The organism is Brevibacillus porteri (assembly GCF_003013475.1).
In the GTDB taxonomy this organism is placed as follows: Bacteria; Bacillota; Bacilli; order Brevibacillales; family Brevibacillaceae; genus Brevibacillus; species Brevibacillus porteri.
Genome location: NZ_PXZO01000039.1, coordinates 52,617 through 76,945 on the forward strand (window position 1 = coordinate 52,617; position 24,329 = coordinate 76,945).

A 24,329-nucleotide genomic window follows, 5' to 3' on the forward strand; every position below is an offset into this window, starting at 1 on the left:
TGCAGACTGGGCACAGAGAATGATTCATGAATGGAGGCCGTTTCACATGCCACTTCCTGCCTATAAACGGGTTGTGTTAAAGTTGAGTGGGGAAGCTTTGGCGGGGGACTTAGGGTATGGGATTGACCCGAAGGTAATTTTCTCCGTCGCTAACCAGATCAAGGAAATCGTAGAATTGGGTGTACAAGTCGCAGTAGTCGTCGGAGGAGGTAACATCTGGCGCGGACTTTCAGGCAGCTCTAAAGGAATGGATCGGGCAACAGCCGATTACATGGGGATGCTGGCCACAATTATGAACTCACTCGCCTTGCAGGATGGGTTAGAAAAAGTGAACGTCCCGACTCGTGTTCAAACCTCGATTGAGATGAGACAGGTAGCAGAACCATACATACGCCGTCGTGCCATTCGTCATTTGGAAAAAATGCGTGTGGTCATCTTCGCTGCCGGTACTGGTAACCCTTACTTTTCAACGGATACGACTGCTGCTCTGCGTGCAGCTGAAATTGAAGCTGAAGTAATCCTGATGGCGAAAAACAAGGTAGACGGTGTGTACACTGCAGATCCAAGCCTTGACCCGAACGCTAAGAAGTACGACCAGTTGACATTCCTGGAAGTGCTGAATAAAGGTTTAGGTGTCATGGATTCAACAGCGTCCAGCCTGTGCATGGATAACAGTATTCCGTTGATCGTCTTTAACATTTCTGAAGAAGGCAATATTCGTCGGGCAGTAATGGGCGACAAAATCGGTACTCTAGTGAAAGGGGAATAATTATGCCACAAACTGTGCTAAAAGACATGGAAGATCGCATGAATAAAGCGATCAATGCTTTGAAAAGAGATCTGTCTAGCCTGCGTGCAGGTCGTGCGAACCCAGCGATGCTGGAGCGTGTTACAGTAGACTACTACGGCACTCCAACGCCGATTAGCCAATTGGCAAACATCAGCGTTCCAGAACCACGTATGCTGACTATCCAGCCTTGGGATAAAACCGCGCTCAAAGAAATTGACCGTGCGCTGCAACAATCGGATTTGGGAATATCCCCATCCAACGATGGTGTGATTATCCGTCTGATGATTCCTCCACTCACAGAAGAGCGTCGTAAAGAGCTCGTGAAGCTGGCAGGAAAAGGTGGAGAAGAAGCAAAGGTAGCGATTCGTAACATCCGTCGTGATGCAAACGATGAAATCAAAAAGCTGGAAAAAGCTGCTACCATTTCTGAGGACGATTCCCGTCGTCATCAAGAAACCATACAAAAAGCGACGGATAAATTCATCGCCGAAGTTGACAAGATCGTTAAGGACAAAGAGAAAGACATTTTGGAAGTATAGGTAATGGTAATCCCCCTCGATTGAGGGGGATGTACGTCTATATCTCTCATTACGGGGGAACACTTTATGTTAGAACATCTGGCGCGCAAATGGGGCCGCAAAGAAAAGCAAACGGAGCCAGCCGAGTTGGATCGTTCCGGTAAGATCCCGGAACATGTGGCGATTATTATGGATGGCAACGGTCGTTGGGCCAACAAGCGCAGTTTACCCCGGGTTGCCGGGCACCGTGCAGGAATGAAAGCAGTAAAGGAAGTCGTCAAGGCTGCAGACGAGATCGGTGTGCGTTATATGACGATGTACGCATTCTCTACCGAAAATTGGAAGCGCCCACGCGATGAAGTGGATTTTCTCATGAAACTTCCGCAGGAATTTTTGTCGACAGAATTGGATGAATTAATAGAACGTGGTGTTCGCATTCGCATGCTGGGCAGTAAAAACGAGCTGCCTTCTCATACGCTGAAAGCACTGCTGGAAGCAGAAGAGAAAACGAAGGACAATAGCGGTCTGCAATTGAATTTTGCTCTGAATTACGGCGGGCGAGATGAACTTGCGAAAGCATTTTCAGAGATGGCGGCACAAGTAAAAGCAGGTGAGCTTCAACCAGAGCAACTGACTGAGGAATTGATATCGAGCTACCTGTATACAAGCGAAATTCCCGATCCAGACCTCTTGATTCGCACAAGTGGAGAGATTCGCTTGAGTAACTTTATGCTGTGGCAATTGGCATATACAGAATTATGGTTTACGGATGTGCTATGGCCTGATTTTACCCGTGAACATTTTTATCAAGCAATCGTGGAATACCAAGGCCGAGCTCGTCGCTACGGGGCGGTATAACCGAGAGGTGGAATCAGTTGAAGCAACGTATAATAACAGGCCTGATTGGTGGGGCTGCTTTTCTATTATTGATGTATGCTGGTGGAGTTTGGTACTCACTATTGGTGTTTTTACTGGCTGTCATTGGCTATTTTGAATTTATGAGAATGGCTGGCATTCAGTCATTTTATTTGGCAGGATTGCTCGGATATGTATTGATGTTAAGCATTTTGTGGCCGTCTCTATTATTTTCGGATTGGCTCAGTATCAGCATGCCGGATCTGATGCTGCCCGTCATCCTGCTCTTGTTGATTTACTCCGTTTTACGGAAAAATCAGTTTCACATTGAACACGTCGCCCTTACGTTGGTGGGGGCGTTATACATAGGCTACGGTTTTACTTATATGGCCGCTACCCGAAACCTACCTGAAGGATTCATGCTGACGGTCATGGTCATTATGGGAATCTGGTCGACTGATTCGGGCGCCTATTTTGTGGGAAAAGCAATAGGTAAGCGTAAACTGTGGCCAGAAATAAGTCCAAACAAGACGGTGGAAGGGGCCTTAGGAGGTCTCGTCGCTTCTGTTTTGATTGTCCTTTCCATCAATGCAAGCTTTGGACATTTTGCGATTGATCAGGCTTTGACTATCGCACTTGTTGCGGGGATCGTCGGGCAATTGGGTGATTTGGTTGAGTCGGCTTTCAAGAGACATTTCCATGTAAAAGATTCAGGACAGCTCATTCCGGGTCACGGGGGCGTTTTGGATCGCTTTGATAGTTTTTTGCTCGTCTTTCCGGTTCTACATCTATTAGGTATTGTCTAAAACCTTTTGCATATAGAAAGAGATATAGAGGGTGAAATCCGTGAAAAAAATAGCGCTCTTAGGTTCAACGGGGTCAATTGGAACGAGTACGCTTGAAGTCGTAGACCAGCATCCTGAGGATTTTTCGGTGGTAGCTATGGCTGCTGGAACAAACGTCGATCTATTGACACGCCAGGTGGAAAAATTCAAGCCCGAGCTCGTTTCTGTGGGAAATGAGGAGGCTGCCGTTGAACTGCGAGATAGATTGGCGGGTAAGTCTCAACCAGAAATCGTTTACGGGGCGGAAGGATTGGAACTGGTTGCCCGTCATGAAGCTGCCAATTTCGTAATGACCGCTGTTGTCGGCAGTGTAGGGGTCGCCCCTACACTCGCTGCGATTGAGGCGGGAAAAACAATTGGACTGGCCAACAAAGAGACACTGGTGAGCGCTGGCCCTGTCGTCATGAAACGAGCGAAAGAAAAAGGCGTATCGATTATTCCAGTAGACAGCGAGCATTCAGCTGTCTACCAATGTCTGCAAGGGGAGCGCAAGGAAGATGTGGCGCGGGTCATTTTGACCGCTTCAGGAGGTTCTTTCCGTCACCTCTCTCGCGAGGATCTACAGCAAGTGACAGTAGAGCAGGCATTGGCTCATCCGAATTGGAGCATGGGTGCAAAAATTACCATCGATTCTGCTACCATGATGAACAAAGGTTTTGAAGTGATCGAGGCTCATTGGCTGTTCGATTTACCTTATGAGCAAATCGAATGCGTATTGCATTATGAAAGTATCATACACTCTATGGTAGAATACAAAGACAGAGCGGTCATGGCTCAACTCGGTACGCCGGATATGAAGGTTCCGATTCAGTACGCCATGAGCTATCCAATCAGAAAAGAACTGCCTACCGAACCACTCGATTTGGTCAAGATCGCCACGCTTCATTTTGCAGCCATGGATTATGAGCGTTATCCACTGTTAAAATTAGCGTATGAGTGCGGCATGGCAGGAGGTACGCATACTGCGGTACTGAATGCAGCCAATGAAGTCGCAGTTGATAGGTTCTTGAAGGGAGCGATCCGTTTTTTGGACATCGAAAAGGTCGTCCGAAAAACATGCGAAGCTCACCCTGGTGTAGCGAGTCCAGAGCTTGCAGATATTTTTGCAGCTGATGAGTGGGCACGCTCTTATGCGCTCGTCTCCATCTAAGGAAATATGAGTATTAGATACTTGACAGAAAGGTGGCTGTTCACTTGCCTTTGCCCAACCTGGATTCCGTTGAATCAATTCTCGCGATTGTAGTTGTATTTGGGGTACTTGTCTTTGTGCACGAACTAGGACACTTCCTTCTGGCCAAGAAGGCAGGAATCTTATGTCGTGAATTTGCACTGGGAATGGGGCCAAAAATTTTTCGCGTGAAGCGGGGAGAAACGGAATACACCTTACGCCTGTTACCCATCGGTGGTCTCGTTCGCATGGCGGGGGAAGACCCGGAGATGGATATGTTGAAACCGCACATGGAAGTAAGCGTGGAGCGGGATGCGTTAGGAAAGGTCACACATATTTTGCTCGATGGGCCAAGTACTGGTTCACCTCGTGCGATTACCGGTACGGTGGTACATTTTGATCTGGAGCAAAATTTAAATATCGTGCTTGAACTAGATGGAGAGCAGAAGACATTTGCTGTTCATCCACAGGCTCAGCTGGTCAAGGATGGACAAGAAGTACAGATTGCTCCTCTGAACAGACAGTTCAAAGGCAAGACAGTTTCCCAACGTTTTTGGGCGATTTTTGCAGGACCTGCAGCCAACTTTTTGCTGGCGTTTGTTTTGTTTATCGTGATCGGCTTCTTGTACGGCGTACCGAATGGCAGCCATCTGGGGAATGTGATTCCGGGAGGACCTGCTGCTCAAGCTGGATTATTGCCAGGTGATAAGGTGATCGCGATTCAAGGTCAGCCTGTATCCTCGTGGAAAGACGTTGTAGAGAAGATTAGCAAAGCGCCGGACCAACAATTAACATTTGATTACGAGCGCAATGGCCAGCGTATGACTGTGCCAGTTAAAGTAGGGAAAGACGAAAATAACGTGGGCAAAATCATGGTAACCAATGCACTCACGTTTGCCCCAGGAGAAGTTCTCAAATACGGTGCAACTTCCACTTACGAGTTTACGATGATGATCCTGAAAAGCTTGGGAATGCTCGTGACGGGTGAATATGGGCTGAAGGACTTGAGTGGTCCAGTCGGTATTTTCAAGATGACAGGAGAGGTTGCTCAACAAGGTATGGCGATTCTATTGAAATGGGCTGCTGTATTGAGCATTAACCTTGGATTGTTCAATCTGTTGCCACTGCCTGCCTTAGATGGCGGACGTCTCGCATTCTTGGGAGTAGAGGCGTTGCGTGGTCGACCTGTTGACCCGCATAAAGAAGGAATGGTTCATTTCCTGGGCTTTGCCTTTTTGATGTTGCTGATTTTGGTAGTGACTTGGAATGATCTGCAACGATTGTTCTCCTAATCACGTACTAACACGATAGAAAGAAAAACAGACATACCTAAAAGGATGGTGCAAAATGTTCAAGCGCGAGGAGACGAAACCGGTTTTTGTAGGTGGAGTGCAAATCGGGGGCCAAAAAAGCGTAGTCATCCAGTCGATGACGACAGCAGACACGCGTGATGTAGAAAAAACTCTGGCTGAAATTCAGAGACTGCACGATGTCGGTTGCCAAATTGTTCGCTTGGCCGTCATCAATGAAGATGCAGCCCGTGCCATCAAAAAAATTAAAGAACGCTCCCCATTGCCGCTTGTTGCCGACATTCATTTCGACCACAAGCTCGCGTTGATTGCACTGGAGAGCGGGATTGATAAAATTCGGATCAACCCAGGAAACATCGGTTCGAAAGAAAAAACGCAACGCGTAGTGGAAGCGTGCCGCGAGCGCAATGTTCCGATCCGTATCGGGGTCAACTCCGGTTCAGTGGAGAGAAGACTTTTGGAGAAATACGGTTACCCTTCTCCGGAAGCGATCGTAGAAAGTGCGATAGACCACGTGCAAATTCTGGAAGACTTGAATTACGACAACATCGTCATTTCCTTGAAGTCTTCCGATGTTCCAACAATGATTCAAACATATTCGTTGATGGCACAGAAACGCAACTATCCACTGCATGTCGGTGTTACAGAAGCAGGTACACAGTTTTCCGGCAGCATTAAGTCTTCAGTTGGAATTGGAACGGTATTGTCGATGGGAATCGGTGACACCATCCGCGTATCCCTGACGGCTGATCCTGTTGAAGAAATTAAAGTAGCGAAACAAATCCTTCGCAGCTTGGATATCGTGAACAACGATCCAGTGGTTATTGCATGCCCATCTTGCGGTCGATGCGCAATTGACCTGATCGGCTTGGCAACAAAAGTCGAAGATGCCATTTCGACGCTGAAAGTACCGTTAAAAGTAGCGGTAATGGGTTGCGCGGTTAATGGTCCTGGTGAAGCTCGTGAAGCAGATGTAGGCGTTGCCGGCGGAAATGGCGAGGGCTTGATTTTCCGTAATGGTGAAATTGTTCGGAAAGTAAAAGAAACCGAGTTGTTTGAAGAGCTGATGAAAGAAATTAATGAAATGGTAAACGAGCAAAAACCTACAACTGTAGGGTAATGCACGTTGATTGCTGATAAGGCATAAGGAGGACACGCACGTGTTGAAGCAAAGTCAAATGTTGATCCCTACCCTGCGGGAAGTGCCATCCGACGCGGAGATTGCCAGCCACAAGCTGCTACTCCGTGCTGGTATGGCCCGCCAACTGGCTTCCGGTATTTATACGTACCTGCCCCTGGCGCTCCGTTCCCTGCACAAAATCCAAGCGATTGTGCGTGAAGAAATGAACAATGCTGGGGGACAAGAGCTGTTGATGCCAGCGATGCAACCAGCTGAGCTGTGGCATCAAACGGGTCGTTGGGATGTATACGGTCCCGAGCTCGTTCGCCTGCGTGACCGTCATGATCGTCCTTTTGCCTTGGGTCCAACCCACGAAGAAGTCATTACGAGTCTCGTGCGTGATGAGATTAACTCTTACAAAAAACTCCCGATCAACCTTTATCAAATTCAAACCAAGTTCCGTGATGAAGTGCGTCCACGCTTCGGTTTGATTCGTTGCCGCGAGTTTATTATGAAGGATGCTTACTCTTTTGATACGTCACAAGAAGGTCTGGATCGCAACTTCCAGGCGATGTATGATGCGTACACGAACATCTTTACCCGTGTAGGCTTGAACTTCCGTGCAGTAGAAGCGGATGCAGGTGCAATCGGCGGAAAAGGCACTTACGAATTCATGGCACTGTGCGACATTGGGGAAGACACGATTGCTTATTCTGAAGAAGGCGATTATGCGGCCAACTTGGAAAAAGCAGAAGTCGTGTACAAGCCATCTGCGAAGCCAGCAACAGAAGCGCCAGCTCGCGAAAAATTGCATACGCCTGGTACCAAAACGATCGACCAATTGGTGCAAGCACTGCAAATCGAAGCAAAGCAAATCATCAAGAGCCTCATTTATCGCATAGACGACAAGCTGGTTATGGTTCTGGTGCGCGGTGATCATGAGATCAATGAAGTGAAGCTGAAAAACTTGTATGATGCGACGATCGTAGGGCTGGCTTCTGAAGCGGATATCGTTTCGGTAACAGGAGCTCCTGCAGGATTTGTTGGCCCTGTTGGTATTGATCCTGAAAAAGTGGAAATCATTGCGGACAATTTTGTTCAAGAAGTTTATGATGGTGTCGTCGGTGCCAATGAAACAGACTATCATCTGACTCACGTAGTTGCTGGCCGTGATTTCACGGTTTCCCAGTACGCTGACTTGCGCAACATTACAGAAGGCGACGAGTGCCCTCGTACAGGTGGTGTTATCAAGTTTGCACGTGGTGTAGAAGTCGGTCACGTATTCAAGCTGGGTACGAAATACTCCACAGCGATGGGTGCTACGTACCTGGATGAGAATGGTCGCAGTCAACCAATGATCATGGGTTGCTACGGAATCGGTGTATCTCGTACGATTGCGGCAGTGATCGAGCAGAACAATGATGAAAATGGAATCATTTGGCCAGTATCTGTTGCACCTTTCCATGTGCATGTGATTCCGGTCAATGTTAAAGTAGAAGAGCAACGGCAAGCTAGTGAACAAATTACAGAAGCATTGCGCAAGGCTGGCGTAGAAGTTTTGTTTGACGATCGTCCTGAGCGTGCTGGTGTGAAGTTTAAAGATGCCGATTTGATTGGATTGCCCCTGCGTATTACGGTTTCCGATAAAGCTGCACAAGAAGGAACAGTTGAAGTGCGTATCCGCAAAAACGGTGAAACACATGATGTGAAGCTGGATCAATTGGTCGATGAAGTGAAACGTCACTTATCTCGTGTTGACCAAACAGGAGCTGCATTGTTCGGTAACTAGTTGCATGCAGGAATAAGAAGGATTTTGTCGAATTTTTACGGGGTACTCCCCTAGCTTAAAGGGGAGTGCCTCTTTTTCTTGTTTGAACGCTCACTTATAGGGAAGGTGGGAAAACCGTGGACCGTTTACAAGAGCAAAAGCATCGCTTCTCCCTATTGGTCAAGCAAATGGAAGTTCCTGACGAATGGGTGGAGCGATTTTTTCTTGATGCTCAGATTGAAAAGTTAGAGCTGTATAAGCAGAACAAAGAATGGGTTTTTCACTTTGCCCTCCCGAGAATGATACCTGCAGATGTTTATGCAGCTTTTACCAAGCGATTGACGCATACATTTTCACATCTAGCCAAAGTAGATACCCGATTTCATTATCTCCAAAAGCCATCACTCGATCATGTAGTCGAAGAGTATTGGGATGTCTTGCTGGCGGGTCTGGAGCCAGCTCTGAACTCCTTGGCAGGTACGATGCGTCAAGCACGTAAGCAAGTCGACCAACAGGAAGTCAAGGTGTACTTGCCAACGGAGATGTCCGTTGAGGTTGCCAAGCGTAAACGAGCGGATAATGAGCTTTTGGCTGCTTTCCAAAAAGCTACCGATTGCTCGATGCGCTTTACTTTCCATGGGGAAGAAAGCGATGACGCGTATAGGGCCTTTGAGGAGCAACGTAAAGAGGAAGAGCGTGCTCTCGTCGAAGTTGTGATGACAGCTGCTCAGCAAGAGAGCAAATCGTCTGATAAAGCTGAGGCTGTCACTACGCTCATGATGGGCTATGAAATCAAAGATGCGCCGATCCCGATTTGCGAGATTCAAGATGAGGAACGCCGTATCGTCATCCAAGGAACCGTTTTTAACGTAGAAGTTAAAGAGCTTCGCAGTGGACGCCATTTGCTCACGTTCAACGTTTCAGATTATACGGATTCTCTCACGGTGAAGATGTTCTCCCGCGATAAAGAAGACGTGAAAATGCTTGAATTGCTGAAAGACGGCATGTGGGTGAAAGTACGGGGAAGTGTACAGCATGACACATTTGTACGCGATCTTGTGATGAATGCCAATGATTTGAACCAGATTGAGCAGGTCATTCGCAAAGATCACGCGGAAGAAAAACGTGTCGAGCTCCACTGCCATACGCCGATGAGTGCGCTGGATGCCGTTGCATCCGTAAAATCACTGGTCTCGACGGCAGCAAAGTGGGGTCATAAAGCAATTGCTGTCACTGACCATGGTGTCGTACAGGCTTTTCCAGAGGCGTATTCTATCGCCAAAAAGAACAACATCAAATGCATTCTCGGTATGGAAGCCTACGTAGTCGAAGATGGTATCGATATCGTTTACAACATGCAAGCAGACAACAATCTCTCCATTGATGAAAATACCGAATACGTCGTGTTTGATACGGAGACGACGGGGTTAAACGCCTCAGAGCATACAATCATCGAGATCGCTGCTGTCAAAATGAAAGGCTCAGAAATTGTCGACCAATGGACGGAACTGATCGACCCGCAATTGGAAATTGGGCCAAAGACAACCGAGATTACGGGGATTACCAACGAAATGCTCCGCGGGCAAGAGACACTCGATGTGGTACTCCGCAAGTTCAAAGATTTTACTGGTGACGCCATCCTCGTTGCGCATAATGCAGAGTTTGATAAAGCGTTTATTAACGCCTGCGCCAAACGGATTGGCATGGAACCATGGACCAATCCATTTTTAGATACCCTGCCTTTGGCGCGTTTGATGTACAAAGGAATGCGCAATTATCGTTTGGGATCATTAGCGAAAAAGTTCAACGTCGAGCTCATTAATGCTCACCGTGCGTTGGACGATACCGTGGCCTTGGCTCAAGTGTTCCAGCAAATGCTGAAGGACATAAAAGAAGCGGAAATCAAATCGCTTGCTGAACTGAATGAAAAAAGCAACGAAGAGGCGGATTACAAGAGTGGCCGTCCATTCCATGCGACGATTCTCGTGCAAAATAAAGAAGGCCTCAAAAACCTGTACAAGCTCGTGAGTCGTTCCCATGTGGAAACCTTCTTCCGTTGGCCACGAATTCAGCGAAGCCAGCTGACCAAATACCGTGAAGGCTTGTTAATCGGGACAGCATGTAAGGATGGCGAGCTGATGCAGTCGATTCTGCGTGGTAAGTCACCAGAAGAACTGAAGGAAGTTGCTAGTTATTACGACTTTTTGGAAATACAGCCGGTTGCTCATTACTCACCACTATTGCGTAATGAAGAAATTCCATCATTGGAGACGATGAAGGGCTATCATCAAAAGATTGTGGAAATGGGAAAAGAGCTCGGCAAGCTGGTCGTAGCCACAGGAGATGTGCATTTTCTCAATCCGCAAGATGAAATCTTCCGCGATGTTTTCTTATTGTCAAAAGGGGACCCAACGGCAGGAAACCAGCCGCCGCTTTACTTCCATACAACGGAAGAGATGCTAGAGGCGTTTTCCTTTTTGGGGGAAGAGACCGCAAAAGAAATTGTTGTAACCAATACGAATGCCATTGCGGATATGATTGAGGATATTAGTCCGATTCCAGACAAGCTGTACACGCCGATCATTGAAGGGGCGGATGATGAGCTGCGTCAAATGTGTTATGACAAAGCAAGGTTGTTGTATGGTGATCCATTGCCCGAACTGGTCGAGCATCGCTTGGAAAAAGAATTGAACAGTATCATCAAGCACGGCTTCGGTGTGATTTATTTGATTTCTCAGCGTTTGGTAACGAAATCGTTGAATGATGGTTACCTGGTAGGTTCACGTGGGTCTGTAGGCTCGTCTTTTGTTGCCACGATGTCTGAGATTACTGAGGTAAACCCATTGCCTCCTCACTATCGTTGTCCAGATTGTAAGCACAGTGAATTTATCACAGACGGTTCCATCGCCTCTGGGTTTGACCTGGAGGATAAAGCATGCACAGAATGCGGCACGATGTATGCCAAAGACGGGCAAGATATTCCGTTCGAAACGTTCCTTGGTTTTAAAGGCGACAAGGTACCGGATATTGACTTGAACTTCTCTGGTGACTATCAGCCGCGTGCACATAAATACACACAAGAGCTGTTCGGAGCGGATTACGTTTATCGTGCCGGAACGATTGGTACCGTTGCGGAAAAAACAGCGTATGGCTACGTGCGAAAGTATGCCGATGAGCGTGGCATGACGCTGCGTAATGCGGAGATATCCAGGATCGTCAACGGCTGCACAGGCGTAAAAAGGACGACGGGACAGCATCCGGGCGGTATTATCGTAGTACCTGACTACATGGAGATTGAAGACTTTTGTCCGATTCAGTTCCCGGCTGATGATAATGAATCAGAATGGCGCACAACCCATTTCGACTTCCACTCCATTCACGATAACTTGCTGAAACTTGATATTCTGGGACACGATGATCCGACCGTTATTCGTATGTTGCAAGACTTGACGGGAATGGACCCGAAGACGATTCCACTGGATGATAAAAAGACCATGTCCATTTTCAGTACGACGGAAGCGTTGGGAGTCACACCAGAACAAATCGGTACGAATATGGGGACACTTGGCATTCCTGAGTTTGGAACCAAATTTGTACGTCAGATGTTAGAAGACACCAAACCGACTACGTTTGCGGAGCTTGTTCAGATTTCTGGACTTTCACACGGTACGGACGTTTGGCTGAATAATGCACAGGACTTGATTCGAAACGGTACATGTAAGCTGCCGGACGTAATTGGTTGTCGTGACGATATCATGGTGTACTTGATCTATAAAGGGCTAGAGCCTTCTCGTGCCTTTAAGATCATGGAGTCTGTACGTAAAGGTAAAGGGGTTCCTGAAGACGACCAAGAAGAAATGCGCAATAACAATGTGCCAGAATGGTATATTCAATCGTGTCAGCGGATCAAATACATGTTCCCGAAGGCGCACGCGACTGCTTACGTCATGATGGCAGTACGGATCGCATACTTCAAAGTTCATCGTCCATTGGAGTTTTACGCGACGTATTTCACTGTTCGCGCAGATGACTTTGATATTCCGTTGATGGTCAAAGGCTCAGCAGCAATCAAGCAAAAGATTGAAGAGATCGAGGGTAAGGGACACGATGCACAGCCAAAAGAAAAGGCATTGCTGACTGTCTTGGAGATGGCGCTGGAAATGGTAGAACGCGGCTTCCGTTTTACGAACGTTGATTTGTACAAATCGGACGCAACGCGCTTCCTGATCGAGGGTGACACTCTGATCGCTCCATTCAACGCCCTGCCTGGCTTAGGGACGAACGCAGCGATCAGTATCGTACAGGCGAGAGAACAAGGGGAGTTTTTGTCCAAGGAAGACCTCTTATCCCGTTCCCGCATCTCCAAGACCATTTTGGAGTTCTTGGACGAACAGGGTGCGTTGAAAGGACTGCCGGAATCCAATCAGTTATCTTTGTTCTAAGGCTTGCTGTCAAGGCAGACGGTCATCCAAAGGTTGTCAGCGGAGGGCTGTTATGCTATAATTTTTTTGGAAATACTGGTTTTATACGCATGGCTGATCGAGAGTGGGGAAACCCACTCTTTCTTTCTGGCTACACCTCATGGTTCAAATGAGAAGGAGGTACTTGCTTGAGCAAGGTAACGGGCATCGTCACTGAACTCGTCACGCCCATCGTTGAAGAAGTGGGCCTGGAGCTGGTTGACATCGAGTACAAAAAGGAAGGCAGCAACTGGTTTCTGCGCGTGTTTATCGACAATGAAACTGGCAACATCGATATTGATGACTGCCGCCTTGTCAGCGAGAAGCTGAGCGAAAAACTAGACGAAGTAGATCCCATCCCTACGGCATACTTTTTAGAAGTATCTTCGCCGGGTGCTGAGCGCCCTTTGCGTAAGGATAAGGATTTCACGAAAGCTGTTGGCAGACATGTTCATATCACAACAAAAGAGCCAGTAGAAGGATCAAGCCAGTTCGAAGGCGAACTGATATCCTTTGAAGATGGCAAGCTGACAGTGAAAGAGGCAAAGAAAACGTATGTAATTTCCCAAGAGCAAATTGACACAGCCAGATTGGCGATTGTTTTTTAATTGTCAGTAGCTTGTGGTAGCCCGTGGTAAGTAAAGGAGGAGGCAACGAAAGTCATGAACGGCGATTTTATCGAGGCTTTAGAAGCCATTGAGAGAGAGAAAGGCATCACCAAAGACGTACTGATTGAGGCCATCGAAGCGGCTCTTATCTCTGGATACAAACGTAACTTCAACTCGGCCCAAAATGTACGGGTGGATGTAAATCGTCATTCAGGTATAGTGCGTGTGTTTGCGCGGAAGAACGTAGTAGAAGAGGTATTGGATACGCGCCTAGAGATCTCTCAAGAAGCAGCACAAGAAATCGATCCTAACTTCCGTCTGGAGGACATCGTCGAAATCGAGGTAACGCCTCGTGATTTCGGTCGTATTGCTGCTCAGACTGCGAAGCAAGTGGTTACACAGCGCATTCGCGAAGCGGAGCGCGGTTTGATCTACAGCGAGTTTATTGAGCGTGAAGACGATATCGTAACAGGCGTCGTTCAGCGTATGGACGCTCGCAATTATTACATTGATCTGGGTAAGGCGGAAGCCGTTATGCCGATCACCGAAAAAATGCCATCCGAAGATTTTAAATCACAAGATCGCGTGAAGGCATACATCATCAAAGTAGAGAAAACCACTAAAGGACCGCAAATCGTCGTTTCCCGTACTCACCCGGGGCTCTTGAAGCGCCTCTTTGAATTAGAAGTGCCAGAAATATATGACGGTGTGGTTGAAATCAAGTCTGTAGCGCGTGAAGCAGGTGATCGTTCGAAGATCGCTGTTCATTCGATCAACGCAGATGTAGATCCAGTTGGAGCATGTGTGGGTCCAAAGGGCATGCGTGTCCAAACGATCGTTACGGAGCTGAAAGGCGAAAAGATCGACATTGTTCGTTGGTCTGAAGATCCTGCCGAGTATGTAGCCAACGCACTTAGCCCTGCAAAGGTGCTGCATGTTGAGGTTAACGTCACGGAGAAGGTTACACGTGTGATCGTTCCTGATTATCAATTGTCTCTGGCGATTGGTAAGCGCGGCCAAAACGCACGCCTGGCAGCAAAGCTGACTGGCTGGAAGATCGATATCAAGAGCGAGTCCCAAGCCGACCAAGAAGGCATCGCTTATCCAAAAGAAGTAGAGAGCGATGAAGGGACGGACAACGAATAATCATGAAGCAAAAAAAGATCCCGTTGCGTAAGTGCATTGTTTGCCAAGGAATGTTTCCGAAAAAGGAATTAGTCCGCGTCGTCCGGACTCCAGAAGAAGAGATCGTCATTGATCTTACTGGAAGGGCGGCGGGACGCGGTACCTATGTGTGTCGGCAGGAAAGCTGTCTGAAGCCGGATGCGTTCGCATCGGGAAAATGGAAAAAAGTGCTGGAACGTGCCCTCAATATGTCCATCTCCCAAGAAAAGTATGATGCTTTCCGTGAGAAATGGCTGGAGATGATGGGAAAATGATCCCAAAAGCAGCACAATTACTCGGATTGGCGATGCGTGCGAGAAAGATCGTTACCGGGGAGGAGCTAGTCATTACCGCTATTCGTAATGGGCAGGCCCGCCTGGTTTTGCTCGCATCAGATGCATCAGACAATACCGCTAAGAAAGTAAAGGATAAATGTTCCTATTACGGTGTCTCATGTGTAACCACTGGCGACCGACATTCATTGGGACACGCAATCGGAAAAGATGGGCGCGTTACCGTGGCGGTAACCGATGGGAAATTGGCCGAAAGCATTCAGCGTCTGCTCACCTAATTTAGAAAGGGTGAAGTATATTTGAAGACACGTGTGTATGAATATGCCAAACAGCACAACATGAGCAGTAAGGAAATCCTCAATTTGCTAAAACGATTGAATATAGAAGTTGCAAATCATATGAGTATCATGGAAGAAGGGACGATCAAGAGGATCGAGGATCACATGGCTAAATTGCGTTCTGGTGCCAAACCGGAGCAGCGTAATACGCCAAGTGATGCAAGACCCAAACAAACGGAAGATCAACAACGCCCCAACGACTCCAGAGGACAACAGAACAAACCCCAGCAACAAGCGGGGCAAGCTCAAACGGTTAGAAATGACAGACCAAACAGCGATCGTGGAGGAAGCACATCAAACATCAATCGTCCAGCTAACAACAGTGCGAGTGCCAATTCCGATCAGCAAAGTCCTCAGCATGGAAAAAATCAGGGGAAGAATCAGGAGAGAAAACCAAACAATATGAGAAGTCAACCCGCAAAGCCGAATGACCGCAAGCCACAAGGTAATCAGCAACGACCACAAGGCCAAGGCCAACAAAGACCACAGGGTCAAGGACAGCAAAGACCACAGGGTCAAGGACAGCAAAGACCACAGGGTCAAGGACAACAAAGACCACAGAACAATCATCAACGACCACAAAACCAACAGCGTCCTGCACAACAACCTGTTGCAAATCAAACAGAGGGACGTACAGGGGAAGAATTTGAAGATAAAGTAAATCTCCCATCCAATGTGGGTACAGAAAAACGTGAGAAAATCAAAAAGGGTCCACAGACTCAAAAGACTTTTGAAGATAACAAGAAGAGTCAGCCTTTCCGTGGCGGTGGTAATAACCGCTATAACCAAAATAATCGCCGTGGCAATAACAATCGTGGTGGCCAAAAGGCTCCACGTCCAGTATTTGACCCACCAACAAAAATTACCTTTACCGAGTCTTTGACCGTTAACGAATTGGCTGTAAAACTACGTAAAGAACCAGCAGAAGTAATCAAAAAGCTGTTTAATTTGGGGATCATGGCAACGATTAACCAGTACCTCGATCGTGAAGCCATCGAACTTATTTGCGCAGATTATGGCATTGAAGTCGAAGAAAAAATCATCATCGATGAAACCAACTTCGAAACATTGGAAGAAGTAGATGCACCAGAAAGCCTCTTGGAGCGCCCGGCAGTTGTCACCATCATGGGTCACGTTGACCACGGGAAAACGACTTTGCTGGATGCGATTCGCTCTACAAACGTTGTAGCAGGCGAAGCAGGCGGAATTACGCAGCACATTGGTGCGTACCAAGTAGAGATCAAAGGAAAGAAAATTACTTTCCTCGATACGCCAGGTCACGCGGCCTTCACAACCATGCGTGCACGTGGTGCGCAAATTACGGATATCACGATTCTGGTTGTTGCAGCAGATGATGGTGTCATGCCGCAAACGATTGAAGCGATCAGCCATGCGAAGGCAGCGAATGTGCCAATCATCGTAGCGGTCAACAAGATTGACAAACCAGAAGCAAATATGGACCGTATCAAGCAAGAATTGACCGAGTATGAACTGGTTGCCGAAGAGTGGGGCGGCGAGACGATTTTCTCCCCATTGTCTGCAAAGCAACGTACTGGTATTGAAGAACTGCTTGAGTACATCTTGCTCGTATCCGAAGTACAAGAACTGAAAGCAAACCCAGATAAGCGTGCTCGTGGTACTGTAGTGGAAGCAGAGCTTGACAAAGGACGCGGTCCAGTCGCAACCATTCTGGTTCAACAAGGTACACTGCGCGTTGGTGATCCTATCGTTGTAGGTTCTGCTTTCGGTCGTGTGCGTGCCATGGTTAACGACAAAGGACGCCGTCTGAAAGAAGCTGGCCCATCTACACCAGTTGAAATCACGGGTCTGAATGATGTTCCACAAGCAGGCGACCAGTTCCGTGTTTTTGAAGACGAGAAAAAAGCCCGCGCGATCGGGGAAGCACGTGCTTCCAAACAGCGTGAATCCGAGCGTCGTGAGAGCTCCCGTGTTTCTTTGGATGACTTGTTCCAACACATCCAAGAGGGCGATATCAAAGAACTGAACCTGATTGTAAAAGGTGACGTACAAGGTTCTGTAGAAGCTCTGCGCGGTTCTTTGGAAAAAATCGATGTCAACGGTACACGTGTGAAAATCATTCATACAGGTGCTGGCGCGATTACGGAATCCGATGTTACGCTGGCAAATGCATCGAATGCGATCATCATTGGCTTCAACGTGCGTCCTGAACCGAATGCACGCAGCATGGCTGAACAAGAGAAGATCGACATTCGCCTGCACCGTGTCATCTACACTGTAATCGAAGAGATCGAGTCTGCTCTCAAAGGTATGCTTGATCCAGTCTTCAAAGAAAATATTATCGGTCAAGCTGAGATTCGTGAAGTGTTCAAAGTATCCAAAGTCGGAAACATCGCTGGTTGCTATGTGACTGAAGGTAAATTGAGCCGCGATGCTGGTGCGCGTTTGATCCGTGAAGGCATTGTAATTTATGAAGGTAAACTTGATACCCTCAAGCGCTTCAAAGATGATGCGAAAGACGTTGCAGCTGGCTATGAGTGCGGTCTGACTTTGGAACGCTTCAATGATCTCAAAATCGGCGATGTCATCGAAGCATTCGTCATGGTTGAAGTGAAACAATAATGATAGCAGGTGTGCAGATTGAACTGTTTCTGCCCGCTAGCCAAAACCTGAAAGAAAAACGGGCCATCGTCAAAAGTCTGATCGGCAAGCTGCGGAGCCGATTTAACGTCTCCGCGGCAGAGGTGGCTTATCTCGAGCAATGGCAGCGTACCGTATTGGGTATCGCTGCCGTTGCTAATGAGATCTCTTTTTTACAACAAGAAATGCAGACTGTCGTCCGATTTGTAGAGAACCATCCAGATGTAGAGTTGATTCGTGTGGATACGGAATACTACGATTAATGAACAGTCAGCGGAGGTGAAAATCGATGAATAAAACACGGATTAGCCGCGTAGGTGAAGAAATCAAAAAAGAGCTGAGCCTCGTATTGCAGCGTGGACTCAAAGATCCTCGTGTCGGTTTCGTAACGGTAACAGATGTAGAGGTAAGTAGTGACCTGCAATTGGCAAAGGTTTTTGTCAGCATTTTTGGCAGTGAGGAAGAACGTAAAGCTTCTCTTGCAGGTTTGACAAAAGCAAAAGGTTATTTGCGTACGGAGATCGGGAAACGCGTAAAGCTGCGTCACATTCCTGATTTTGTATTCAAGCTGGACGAGTCCATTGACTACGGCAGCAAAATTGAATCAATCCTGCGGGAAATCTCCACAGAGGGAGAGAAACAGGATGAATCCTAATCAAATAGCAGTACAGGAAGCGGCGCGGTTTATGCAGGAGCACGACCGCTTCCTGGTTCTCTCTCATGTAAGTCCTGACGGAGATGCTACAGGATCTGCTTTGGGAGTCGTGCTCATGCTAGAGCAGTTGGGAAAAGAGTATGTGGTTGTAAACGAAGGGGAAACACCGATCAAGTTTAACTTCTTGCCGAGGTTTGACCGTCTTTATAACCTGCGCAAGCAACCACTGAACGAGACGTTCGGGGCCGTAATCGCTGTAGACTGCGCGGATGAGTCGCGGATGGGCGATGTACGGTCTTTATTTGCGTCTGGCGCTGCTTTGCTGAATATCGATCACCATCCGACCAACGATCATTTTGGAACGGTAAATCTGGTTCGGCCGGATGCAGCCGCAACAGCAGAGATTTTGTTTGATGTTGCAGAAGCAGCTGGGGTTTCTTTCAATGAAGAGCTTGCGCTGTGCATCTATACAGGTCTTCTGACAGATACAGGCGGTTTCCGCTATTCCAATACATCACCGCGCGTCATGGAAATCGCTGCTCGATTGCTCGGATATGGTGTGAAGCCAGGAGACGTAGCAGAGCGCTGCCTGGAGGAAATCACTTTTGCCCATGTGAAAGTTTTGCGACGTGCTCTCCAAGCCTTGCAACTGTCCCATCAAAATTTGGTTGCTTCGATCACTGTTTCGGCCGCAGATTTTGCCGAAGTGGGTGCTGAGCGAGAAGATGCTGGTGGATTGGTGAATTACTGCCGCAACATTGAGGGAGTCGAGGTAGGCGTTTCTTTTGTGGAAGCGGAACCGGGAGTGGTCAAGGTGAGCATGCGTGCTCGCGATCGGGTTGACGTAGCTGTCATTGCTAAGCAGCTCGGTGGCGGTGGACACGCAAAAGCAGCAGGATGCACGATCAAAGGACCACTTTCAGAAGTACAGCAAAGAGTATGGACTGTGCTGGACGATGCAGTAGGAGTGAAATTCGATGAGTAACGTGAACGGCGTGCTGGTTATCGATAAGCCAGCTGGTATGACCTCCCATGATTGTGTAGCACGAATTCGTCGATTGTATGGAACGAAAAAAGTGGGGCATACGGGTACACTGGATCCAGATGTAACGGGTGTACTCCCCATTTGTGTGGGACACGCAACGAGGCTAGTTGAATATTTGCAAGAGCTGCCTAAGCGCTATGATGTAGTCATGCGCCTCGGCTCTTCGACCACGACGGAAGATGCTTCTGGAGAAGTGGTGGAGCAAGCTAGCGTAGATGCAGCATCGATCACGACGGAGCGTATTCAAGCGCTGTTCGAATCCTTTTTGGGTGAAATGGAGCAGGTACCTCCGATGTTCTCTGCGGTGAAGGTAAACGGCAAGCGGTTGTACGACCTGGCTCGTGAAGGCACGGTGATCGAACGGCAGGCACGGAAAGTGACGCTGTATGAGCTGACCCTTCATAAGATCAGCGTGGATGGGGACACTGTCGATGTTGCATTCACATGCACGTGCTCCAAAGGCACATACATGCGCACCTTATGTGTTGACCTCGGACGCGCTCTGGGTTATCCTGCCCATATGAAGCTGTTGCGGCGAATAAAAAGCGGCCCGTTCCAGGAGCAAGAGGCAATCCCCCTCCAGCAGATTGAGGAACAGGCAGTAACCGGGGAAGACATTTCCCGCTACTTGGTCTCCATCCCTCAGGCAATCTCGTTCTTACCGTCGTTTCAGGTTAAGCCAGAACGGATCAAAGCAGTACGTAATGGACTTGCGACTGCGCTTCCGGGCGTCACTACGGAGGAAGGAAGTTTGATTTGCTTGTTTGCGGGGGAAGAATTACTTGGCATCCATCGCGTATGCCGTGGAGACAAAGGACTTTTCGCCAAACCAGAAAAAGTCTTTCCAGCCGAGGTGTAATCCGTGAAAACGATCTACCTGACATACCCGTTTCCGTCTGACCTGCAAGCGAATCCTTGTGCGATTGCACTGGGGTACTTTGATGGTGTACATATTGGGCATCGCCGTGTAATCCAAAAGGCGATTGATACAGCGAAAGCAAACGGATGGCAAAGTACGGTAGTGACCTTTGATCCGCATCCTCGAGAAGTATTGGGGCAAAGCGGTTATACCCGCTATTTGACACCACTTGCAGACAAGCTCGAGCAATTCGAAAAGATGGGCGTAGACACCACTTATGTAATGAAGTTCGATATTAGCTTTGCGGCTATTTATCCAGAAGATTTCATCGCAGAGTGCCTTCTCCCATTGGAATGCCGCCATATTGTCGTTGGCTTCGACTACACCTTTGGCTATCGCGGGATGGGGACTGCCCATACCCTGCAAGAAATGAGCAAAGGTCGCTATGGGCTCGACATAGTGGGTCCGGTAAATCGTTTGGGTGAAAAAGTGAGCAGTACAATCATCCGTGAATATCTGCATCATGGGGATGTCGAGCAGGTTCGCCATTTGCTAGGCCGCTCCTACAAAGTTCGCGGGACAGTCGTGCATGGCGACAAACGCGGTCGAACCATTGGCTTTCCAACAGCGAACGTCCAAGTGAATCAGCCGTACTTAATCGGAAAGAATGGAGTCTACGGCGTTCGGTTTACCGTAGATGAACAAAGCTACTATGGCGTCATGAACGTAGGCATCAAGCCTACATTTGAACTGGAGAAAAAAGAAAAGTCATTAGAAGTGCACATTTTTGAGTTCTCTGGTGAAATCTATGACAAAGAAGTAGAAGTAGAGTTCCTGTTCTACATTCGGGAAGAACAGAAATTTGCTGGAGTCGATGCACTCATTGCGCAAATTGGACGAGATGTACAAACGGCGAAACAAAAATTCGCAGAGGGAATCTCGTAAAGGATTCTCTTTGCATTTCACAAAATGGTATGCTATAATTCAAAACGTTGTACAGATAACCGTAGCTTGGCTGTCCGATTCTCACCGACGGCAGACTCGGCGAACGGTATAAAAAATGAGGAGGTGAGTCATGATGGCATTGACTCAAGAACGTAAAACTCAACTGATTCAAGAGTTCCGTACTCATGAGAACGACACCGGTTCACCGGAAGTGCAAATCGCTATCTTGACCGAAAACATTAACAATCTGAACGGACACTTGCGTACGCACAAGAAAGATCACCACAGCCGTCGTGGTCTCTTGAAAATGGTTGGTCAACGTCGTAACCTGTTGACATACCTGCGTGAAGCAGATGTTCAACGCTATCGTTCGGTTGTAGACCGCCTGGGTCTGCGCCGCTAATCAGCGTCTTGTAAAAAGCGGGTTCTGCCCGCTTTTTCTATCGTGTAGGAGGGTTTAGCGTAGAAATGCGCTAAGCCCATCCGAAACGAGTAAAAAAGCTTGTGACCTATCTGGTAGATTTAATTAGCTTCAAAAGAAGCTTTTTTTATTATCTAGAAAGACTGCCAAAGGTAGCCATTTAATTTTTATCATGGCAGGAAATAATACATATAGGTAGAAAACAAAGTGTGAAATGCACATTGTTGTGAAGGAGGACTGCTAGCATCATGGAGCAACAATACCGTACATATGACTTCGAACTGGCAGGCCGAAAACTGACCCTGGAATTTGGCAAAATGGCTAAACAGGCGCATGGTTCGGTCTTGGTTCGTTACGGCGATACAGCAATCCTGTCCGCAGTTACAGTCTCGAAGGAACCAAAACCACTTGATTTCTTTCCATTGACTGTCAACTATGAGGAGCGTCTCTACGCGGTTGGGAAAATTCCTGGCGGCTTTATTAAAAGAGAAGGACGTCCAAGCGAAAAGGCAATTTTGGCTAGCCGCTTGATTGACCGCCCTGTCCGCCCTCTTTTTGCAGAAGGATTCCGTAACGATGTACAAATCGTAAATACTGTTCTGTCTGTGGATCAAGACTGCTCACCTGAAATCGCTGCGATGATTGGTACTTCCGCAGCGCTATCCGTTTCGGAAATTCCTTTTGAAGGTCCGATTGCAGGAGTGATCGTAGGACGAATTGACGGGGAGTTCGTCATTAACCCTACCGTAGCTCAAGCGGAGAAAAGCGATATTCACCTGACTGTCGCAGGTACACACAAAGCGATTAACATGGTGGAAGCAGCTGCGAACCAAGTACCGGAAGCAGTAATGCTCGAAGCGATCATGGCTGGTCATGACGTTATTAAGCAACTGGTAGAATTCCAGAACATGATCGTGTCCGAAATTGGCAAGCAAAAGATGGAAGTCATCTTGCATGAGGTGGATCCTGAAATCGATCAAGCTGTGCGTGAATATGCGGAAGCTCGCCTGAAAGAAGCTGTTCGCATCGAAGAAAAACAAGCACGCTACGATGCTATTGACGATATCAAGGCAGACACCAAAGAGCATTTTGCAGCCAAGGACCCTGAGGCATACCCAGAGCAGGAAAAGATGATTAGCGAAGTACTTGGCAATATTGTCAAGGATGAGGTTCGCCGTCTGATTACGGATGAGAAAGTTCGCCCTGATGGACGCGCTCTGAACGAAATCCGCCCGCTGTCCAGTGAGACAACCATTCTTTCCCGTACACATGGCTCTGCTATGTTTACCCGCGGTCAGACGCAAGCACTGAGCGTTTGCACATTGGGCGCGCTGGGAGATGTTCAAATTCTCGATGGACTCGGTCTGGAAGAATCCAAGCGTTTTATGCACCACTACAACTTCCCACCGTATAGCGTGGGTGAAGCACGTCCGTTGCGTCCTCCAGGGCGTCGTGAAATCGGACACGGTGCGTTGGGTGAGCGTGCAATTGAGCCGATCATTCCATCTGAGGTAGAGTTCCCATACACGATTCGTCTCGTATCCGAAGTAATTGAATCCAACGGTTCCACATCGCAAGCGTCGATTTGCGCGAGCGTACTTGCCTTGATGGATGCAGGTGTACCGATCAAAGCTCCGGTAGCAGGTATTGCGATGGGCTTGATCATGAGCAAAGATGAGAAATCTTTCTCGATCCTGACTGATATTCAAGGTATGGAAGATCATTTGGGAGACATGGATTTCAAAGTAGCGGGTACAGAGGCTGGTGTAACAGCTATCCAAATGGACATCAAAATTTCCGGTATCAACCGTGAGATTTTAGAGCTGGCCTTGGAGCAAGCGCGTGTAGGTCGTTTGCACATCCTGAACCATATGATGAGCACGATTTCCGAACCGCGTAAAGAACTGTCTCCTTATGCACCAAAAATCATGACCATGACGATCAATCCGGAGAAAATTCGTGATGTAATCGGTCCACAAGGTCGTGTCATCAATAAGATTATCGAAGAAACCGGCGTAAAAATCGATATCGAGCAAGATGGACGAGTCTTCATCGCATCCATCAACCACGAAGCGAATCTGCGCGCGAAACAAATCATTGAAGATCTGGTTCGTGAGGTAGCTGTTGGTCAGGTTTACCTGGGAACAGTAAAACGCGTAGAGAAGTACGGTGCGTTCATCGAATTGTTCGCAGGTAAAGAAGGCTTGTGCCACATCTCTCAACTGGCTGAAGAGCGTGTAGCCAAAACAGAAGATGTTGTCGCAGTTGGTGATAAAGTACAAGTGAAAGTGACCGAGATCGACGACCAAGGTCGTGTGAATCTTTCTCGCAAAGTAGTTTTGAAAGAGCAAGCTGCTGCGGCACAAGCTGCTGAAACACCAACAAAAGCAGAATAAAGAAAAACAAAAGGCTTCGTCACTCGAAGAAATTCGTGTACGGAAGCTTTTTTCTTTTATGTGCCAGATGCTCCCGTTTCGTATGTCTAAGTCGTTCCTTCCTCTCATACATTGGACAAGAGAGACTCGTACGATCGATAGAGGAGGGCGAC

The 24,329-nt window shown here is 47.8% G+C and carries 21 protein-coding genes; all 21 read left to right on the forward strand.

What is annotated here, in order from left to right; genetic code table 11:
- The first annotated feature begins 46 nt into the window (after nucleotides 1-46).
- The 21 genes from pyrH (at nucleotide 47) to pnp (ending at nucleotide 24,177) form a co-directional block, all read left to right on the forward strand.
- Complete coding sequence (pyrH, locus tag C7R92_RS19785) at nucleotides 47-769, forward strand: UMP kinase (protein ID WP_017249301.1); 723 nt, start codon at nucleotides 47-49, stop codon at nucleotides 767-769.
- A 2-nt stretch (nucleotides 770-771) separates the two neighbouring features.
- Nucleotides 772-1,329: a ribosome recycling factor gene (frr, locus tag C7R92_RS19790; protein WP_017249300.1), complete on the forward strand. Its 558-nt coding sequence runs from the start codon at nucleotides 772-774 to the stop codon at nucleotides 1,327-1,329.
- Between the two features lie 66 nt (nucleotides 1,330-1,395).
- Entirely contained in the window at nucleotides 1,396-2,166 is a 771-nt protein-coding gene (locus C7R92_RS19795) for an isoprenyl transferase (protein WP_017249299.1), read from the forward strand.
- Between the two features lie 17 nt (nucleotides 2,167-2,183).
- The gene (locus C7R92_RS19800; RefSeq protein ID WP_016743343.1) at nucleotides 2,184-2,969 is read left to right on the forward strand and encodes a phosphatidate cytidylyltransferase; all 786 of its coding nucleotides are present in this window, start codon (nucleotides 2,184-2,186) and stop codon (nucleotides 2,967-2,969) included.
- A 40-nt stretch (nucleotides 2,970-3,009) separates the two neighbouring features.
- Complete coding sequence (locus C7R92_RS19805; RefSeq protein ID WP_106835408.1) at nucleotides 3,010-4,158, forward strand: 1-deoxy-D-xylulose-5-phosphate reductoisomerase; 1,149 nt, start codon at nucleotides 3,010-3,012, stop codon at nucleotides 4,156-4,158.
- 44 nt (nucleotides 4,159-4,202) lie between these two features.
- Nucleotides 4,203-5,468 (forward strand): RIP metalloprotease RseP, encoded by a 1,266-nt coding sequence (rseP, locus tag C7R92_RS19810; RefSeq protein WP_017249297.1) that lies wholly within the window; start codon nucleotides 4,203-4,205, stop codon nucleotides 5,466-5,468.
- Between the two features lie 55 nt (nucleotides 5,469-5,523).
- Nucleotides 5,524-6,606: a flavodoxin-dependent (E)-4-hydroxy-3-methylbut-2-enyl-diphosphate synthase gene (ispG, locus tag C7R92_RS19815; RefSeq protein ID WP_048033427.1), complete on the forward strand. Its 1,083-nt coding sequence runs from the start codon at nucleotides 5,524-5,526 to the stop codon at nucleotides 6,604-6,606.
- Between the two features lie 43 nt (nucleotides 6,607-6,649).
- A complete protein-coding gene (locus C7R92_RS19820) occupies nucleotides 6,650-8,395 on the forward strand; it encodes a proline--tRNA ligase (RefSeq protein WP_146147621.1) in 1,746 nt (581 codons plus the stop codon).
- A 116-nt stretch (nucleotides 8,396-8,511) separates the two neighbouring features.
- Nucleotides 8,512-12,816, forward strand: a complete 4,305-nt coding sequence (locus tag C7R92_RS19825) for a PolC-type DNA polymerase III (RefSeq protein WP_106835389.1) — start codon at nucleotides 8,512-8,514, stop codon at nucleotides 12,814-12,816.
- A gap of 167 nt (nucleotides 12,817-12,983) precedes the next feature.
- Nucleotides 12,984-13,442 (forward strand): ribosome maturation factor RimP, encoded by a 459-nt coding sequence (gene rimP, locus C7R92_RS19830; RefSeq protein WP_017249294.1) that lies wholly within the window; start codon nucleotides 12,984-12,986, stop codon nucleotides 13,440-13,442.
- 54 nt (nucleotides 13,443-13,496) lie between these two features.
- On the forward strand, nucleotides 13,497-14,588 hold the full coding sequence (gene nusA, locus C7R92_RS19835) for a transcription termination factor NusA (protein ID WP_106835390.1): 1,092 nt from the start codon (nucleotides 13,497-13,499) through the stop codon (nucleotides 14,586-14,588).
- Between the two features lie 2 nt (nucleotides 14,589-14,590).
- Entirely contained in the window at nucleotides 14,591-14,881 is a 291-nt protein-coding gene (rnpM, locus tag C7R92_RS19840; protein WP_017249292.1) for an RNase P modulator RnpM, read from the forward strand.
- The gene (locus C7R92_RS19845) at nucleotides 14,878-15,177 is read left to right on the forward strand and encodes a YlxQ family RNA-binding protein (protein WP_007719232.1); all 300 of its coding nucleotides are present in this window, start codon (nucleotides 14,878-14,880) and stop codon (nucleotides 15,175-15,177) included. Before rnpM ends, C7R92_RS19845 begins: the two co-directional genes overlap by 4 nt.
- Nucleotides 15,178-15,198: 21 nt before the next feature.
- Nucleotides 15,199-17,838, forward strand: coding sequence for a translation initiation factor IF-2 (gene infB / locus C7R92_RS19850; protein WP_069849240.1), 2,640 nt, complete (start codon nucleotides 15,199-15,201; stop codon nucleotides 17,836-17,838).
- Nucleotides 17,838-18,119, forward strand: a complete 282-nt coding sequence (locus tag C7R92_RS19855) for a DUF503 domain-containing protein (RefSeq protein WP_007719228.1) — start codon at nucleotides 17,838-17,840, stop codon at nucleotides 18,117-18,119. Before infB ends, C7R92_RS19855 begins: the two co-directional genes overlap by 1 nt.
- Before the next feature lie 26 nt (nucleotides 18,120-18,145).
- On the forward strand, nucleotides 18,146-18,511 hold the full coding sequence (gene rbfA / locus C7R92_RS19860) for a 30S ribosome-binding factor RbfA (protein ID WP_007719226.1): 366 nt from the start codon (nucleotides 18,146-18,148) through the stop codon (nucleotides 18,509-18,511).
- Nucleotides 18,501-19,496: a DHH family phosphoesterase gene (locus tag C7R92_RS19865; protein ID WP_106835391.1), complete on the forward strand. Its 996-nt coding sequence runs from the start codon at nucleotides 18,501-18,503 to the stop codon at nucleotides 19,494-19,496. The genes rbfA and C7R92_RS19865 overlap by 11 nt, the downstream gene beginning before the upstream one ends.
- On the forward strand, nucleotides 19,489-20,415 hold the full coding sequence (truB, locus tag C7R92_RS19870; RefSeq protein ID WP_106835392.1) for a tRNA pseudouridine(55) synthase TruB: 927 nt from the start codon (nucleotides 19,489-19,491) through the stop codon (nucleotides 20,413-20,415). Before C7R92_RS19865 ends, truB begins: the two co-directional genes overlap by 8 nt.
- Nucleotides 20,416-20,418: 3 nt before the next feature.
- On the forward strand, nucleotides 20,419-21,360 hold the full coding sequence (locus tag C7R92_RS19875; RefSeq protein ID WP_017249287.1) for a bifunctional riboflavin kinase/FAD synthetase: 942 nt from the start codon (nucleotides 20,419-20,421) through the stop codon (nucleotides 21,358-21,360).
- Nucleotides 21,361-21,493: 133 nt separating this feature from the next.
- Entirely contained in the window at nucleotides 21,494-21,763 is a 270-nt protein-coding gene (gene rpsO, locus C7R92_RS19880) for a 30S ribosomal protein S15 (RefSeq protein WP_015891708.1), read from the forward strand.
- 266 nt (nucleotides 21,764-22,029) lie between these two features.
- Complete coding sequence (pnp, locus tag C7R92_RS19885) at nucleotides 22,030-24,177, forward strand: polyribonucleotide nucleotidyltransferase (protein WP_106835393.1); 2,148 nt, start codon at nucleotides 22,030-22,032, stop codon at nucleotides 24,175-24,177.
- The last annotated feature ends 152 nt before the right edge of the window (nucleotides 24,178-24,329 follow it).

Excerpts from the sequence above, each read along its gene's own strand:
- pyrH (WP_017249301.1), top strand. The coding sequence starts at position 47 with ATGCCACTTCCTGCCTATAAACGGGTTGTGTTAAAGTTGAGTGGGGAA.
- frr (WP_017249300.1), top strand. The coding sequence starts at position 772 with ATGCCACAAACTGTGCTAAAAGACATGGAAGATCGCATGAATAAAGCG.
- C7R92_RS19795 (WP_017249299.1), top strand. The coding sequence starts at position 1,396 with ATGTTAGAACATCTGGCGCGCAAATGGGGCCGCAAAGAAAAGCAAACG.
- ispG (WP_048033427.1), top strand. The coding sequence starts at position 5,524 with ATGTTCAAGCGCGAGGAGACGAAACCGGTTTTTGTAGGTGGAGTGCAA.
- nusA (WP_106835390.1), top strand. The coding sequence starts at position 13,497 with ATGAACGGCGATTTTATCGAGGCTTTAGAAGCCATTGAGAGAGAGAAA.
- rnpM (WP_017249292.1), top strand. The coding sequence starts at position 14,591 with ATGAAGCAAAAAAAGATCCCGTTGCGTAAGTGCATTGTTTGCCAAGGA.
- C7R92_RS19845 (WP_007719232.1), top strand. The coding sequence starts at position 14,878 with ATGATCCCAAAAGCAGCACAATTACTCGGATTGGCGATGCGTGCGAGA.
- C7R92_RS19855 (WP_007719228.1), top strand. The coding sequence starts at position 17,838 with ATGATAGCAGGTGTGCAGATTGAACTGTTTCTGCCCGCTAGCCAAAAC.
- rbfA (WP_007719226.1), top strand. The coding sequence starts at position 18,146 with ATGAATAAAACACGGATTAGCCGCGTAGGTGAAGAAATCAAAAAAGAG.
- C7R92_RS19865 (WP_106835391.1), top strand. The coding sequence starts at position 18,501 with ATGAATCCTAATCAAATAGCAGTACAGGAAGCGGCGCGGTTTATGCAG.
- truB (WP_106835392.1), top strand. The coding sequence starts at position 19,489 with ATGAGTAACGTGAACGGCGTGCTGGTTATCGATAAGCCAGCTGGTATG.
- rpsO (WP_015891708.1), top strand. The coding sequence starts at position 21,494 with ATGGCATTGACTCAAGAACGTAAAACTCAACTGATTCAAGAGTTCCGT.
- pnp (WP_106835393.1), top strand. The coding sequence starts at position 22,030 with ATGGAGCAACAATACCGTACATATGACTTCGAACTGGCAGGCCGAAAA.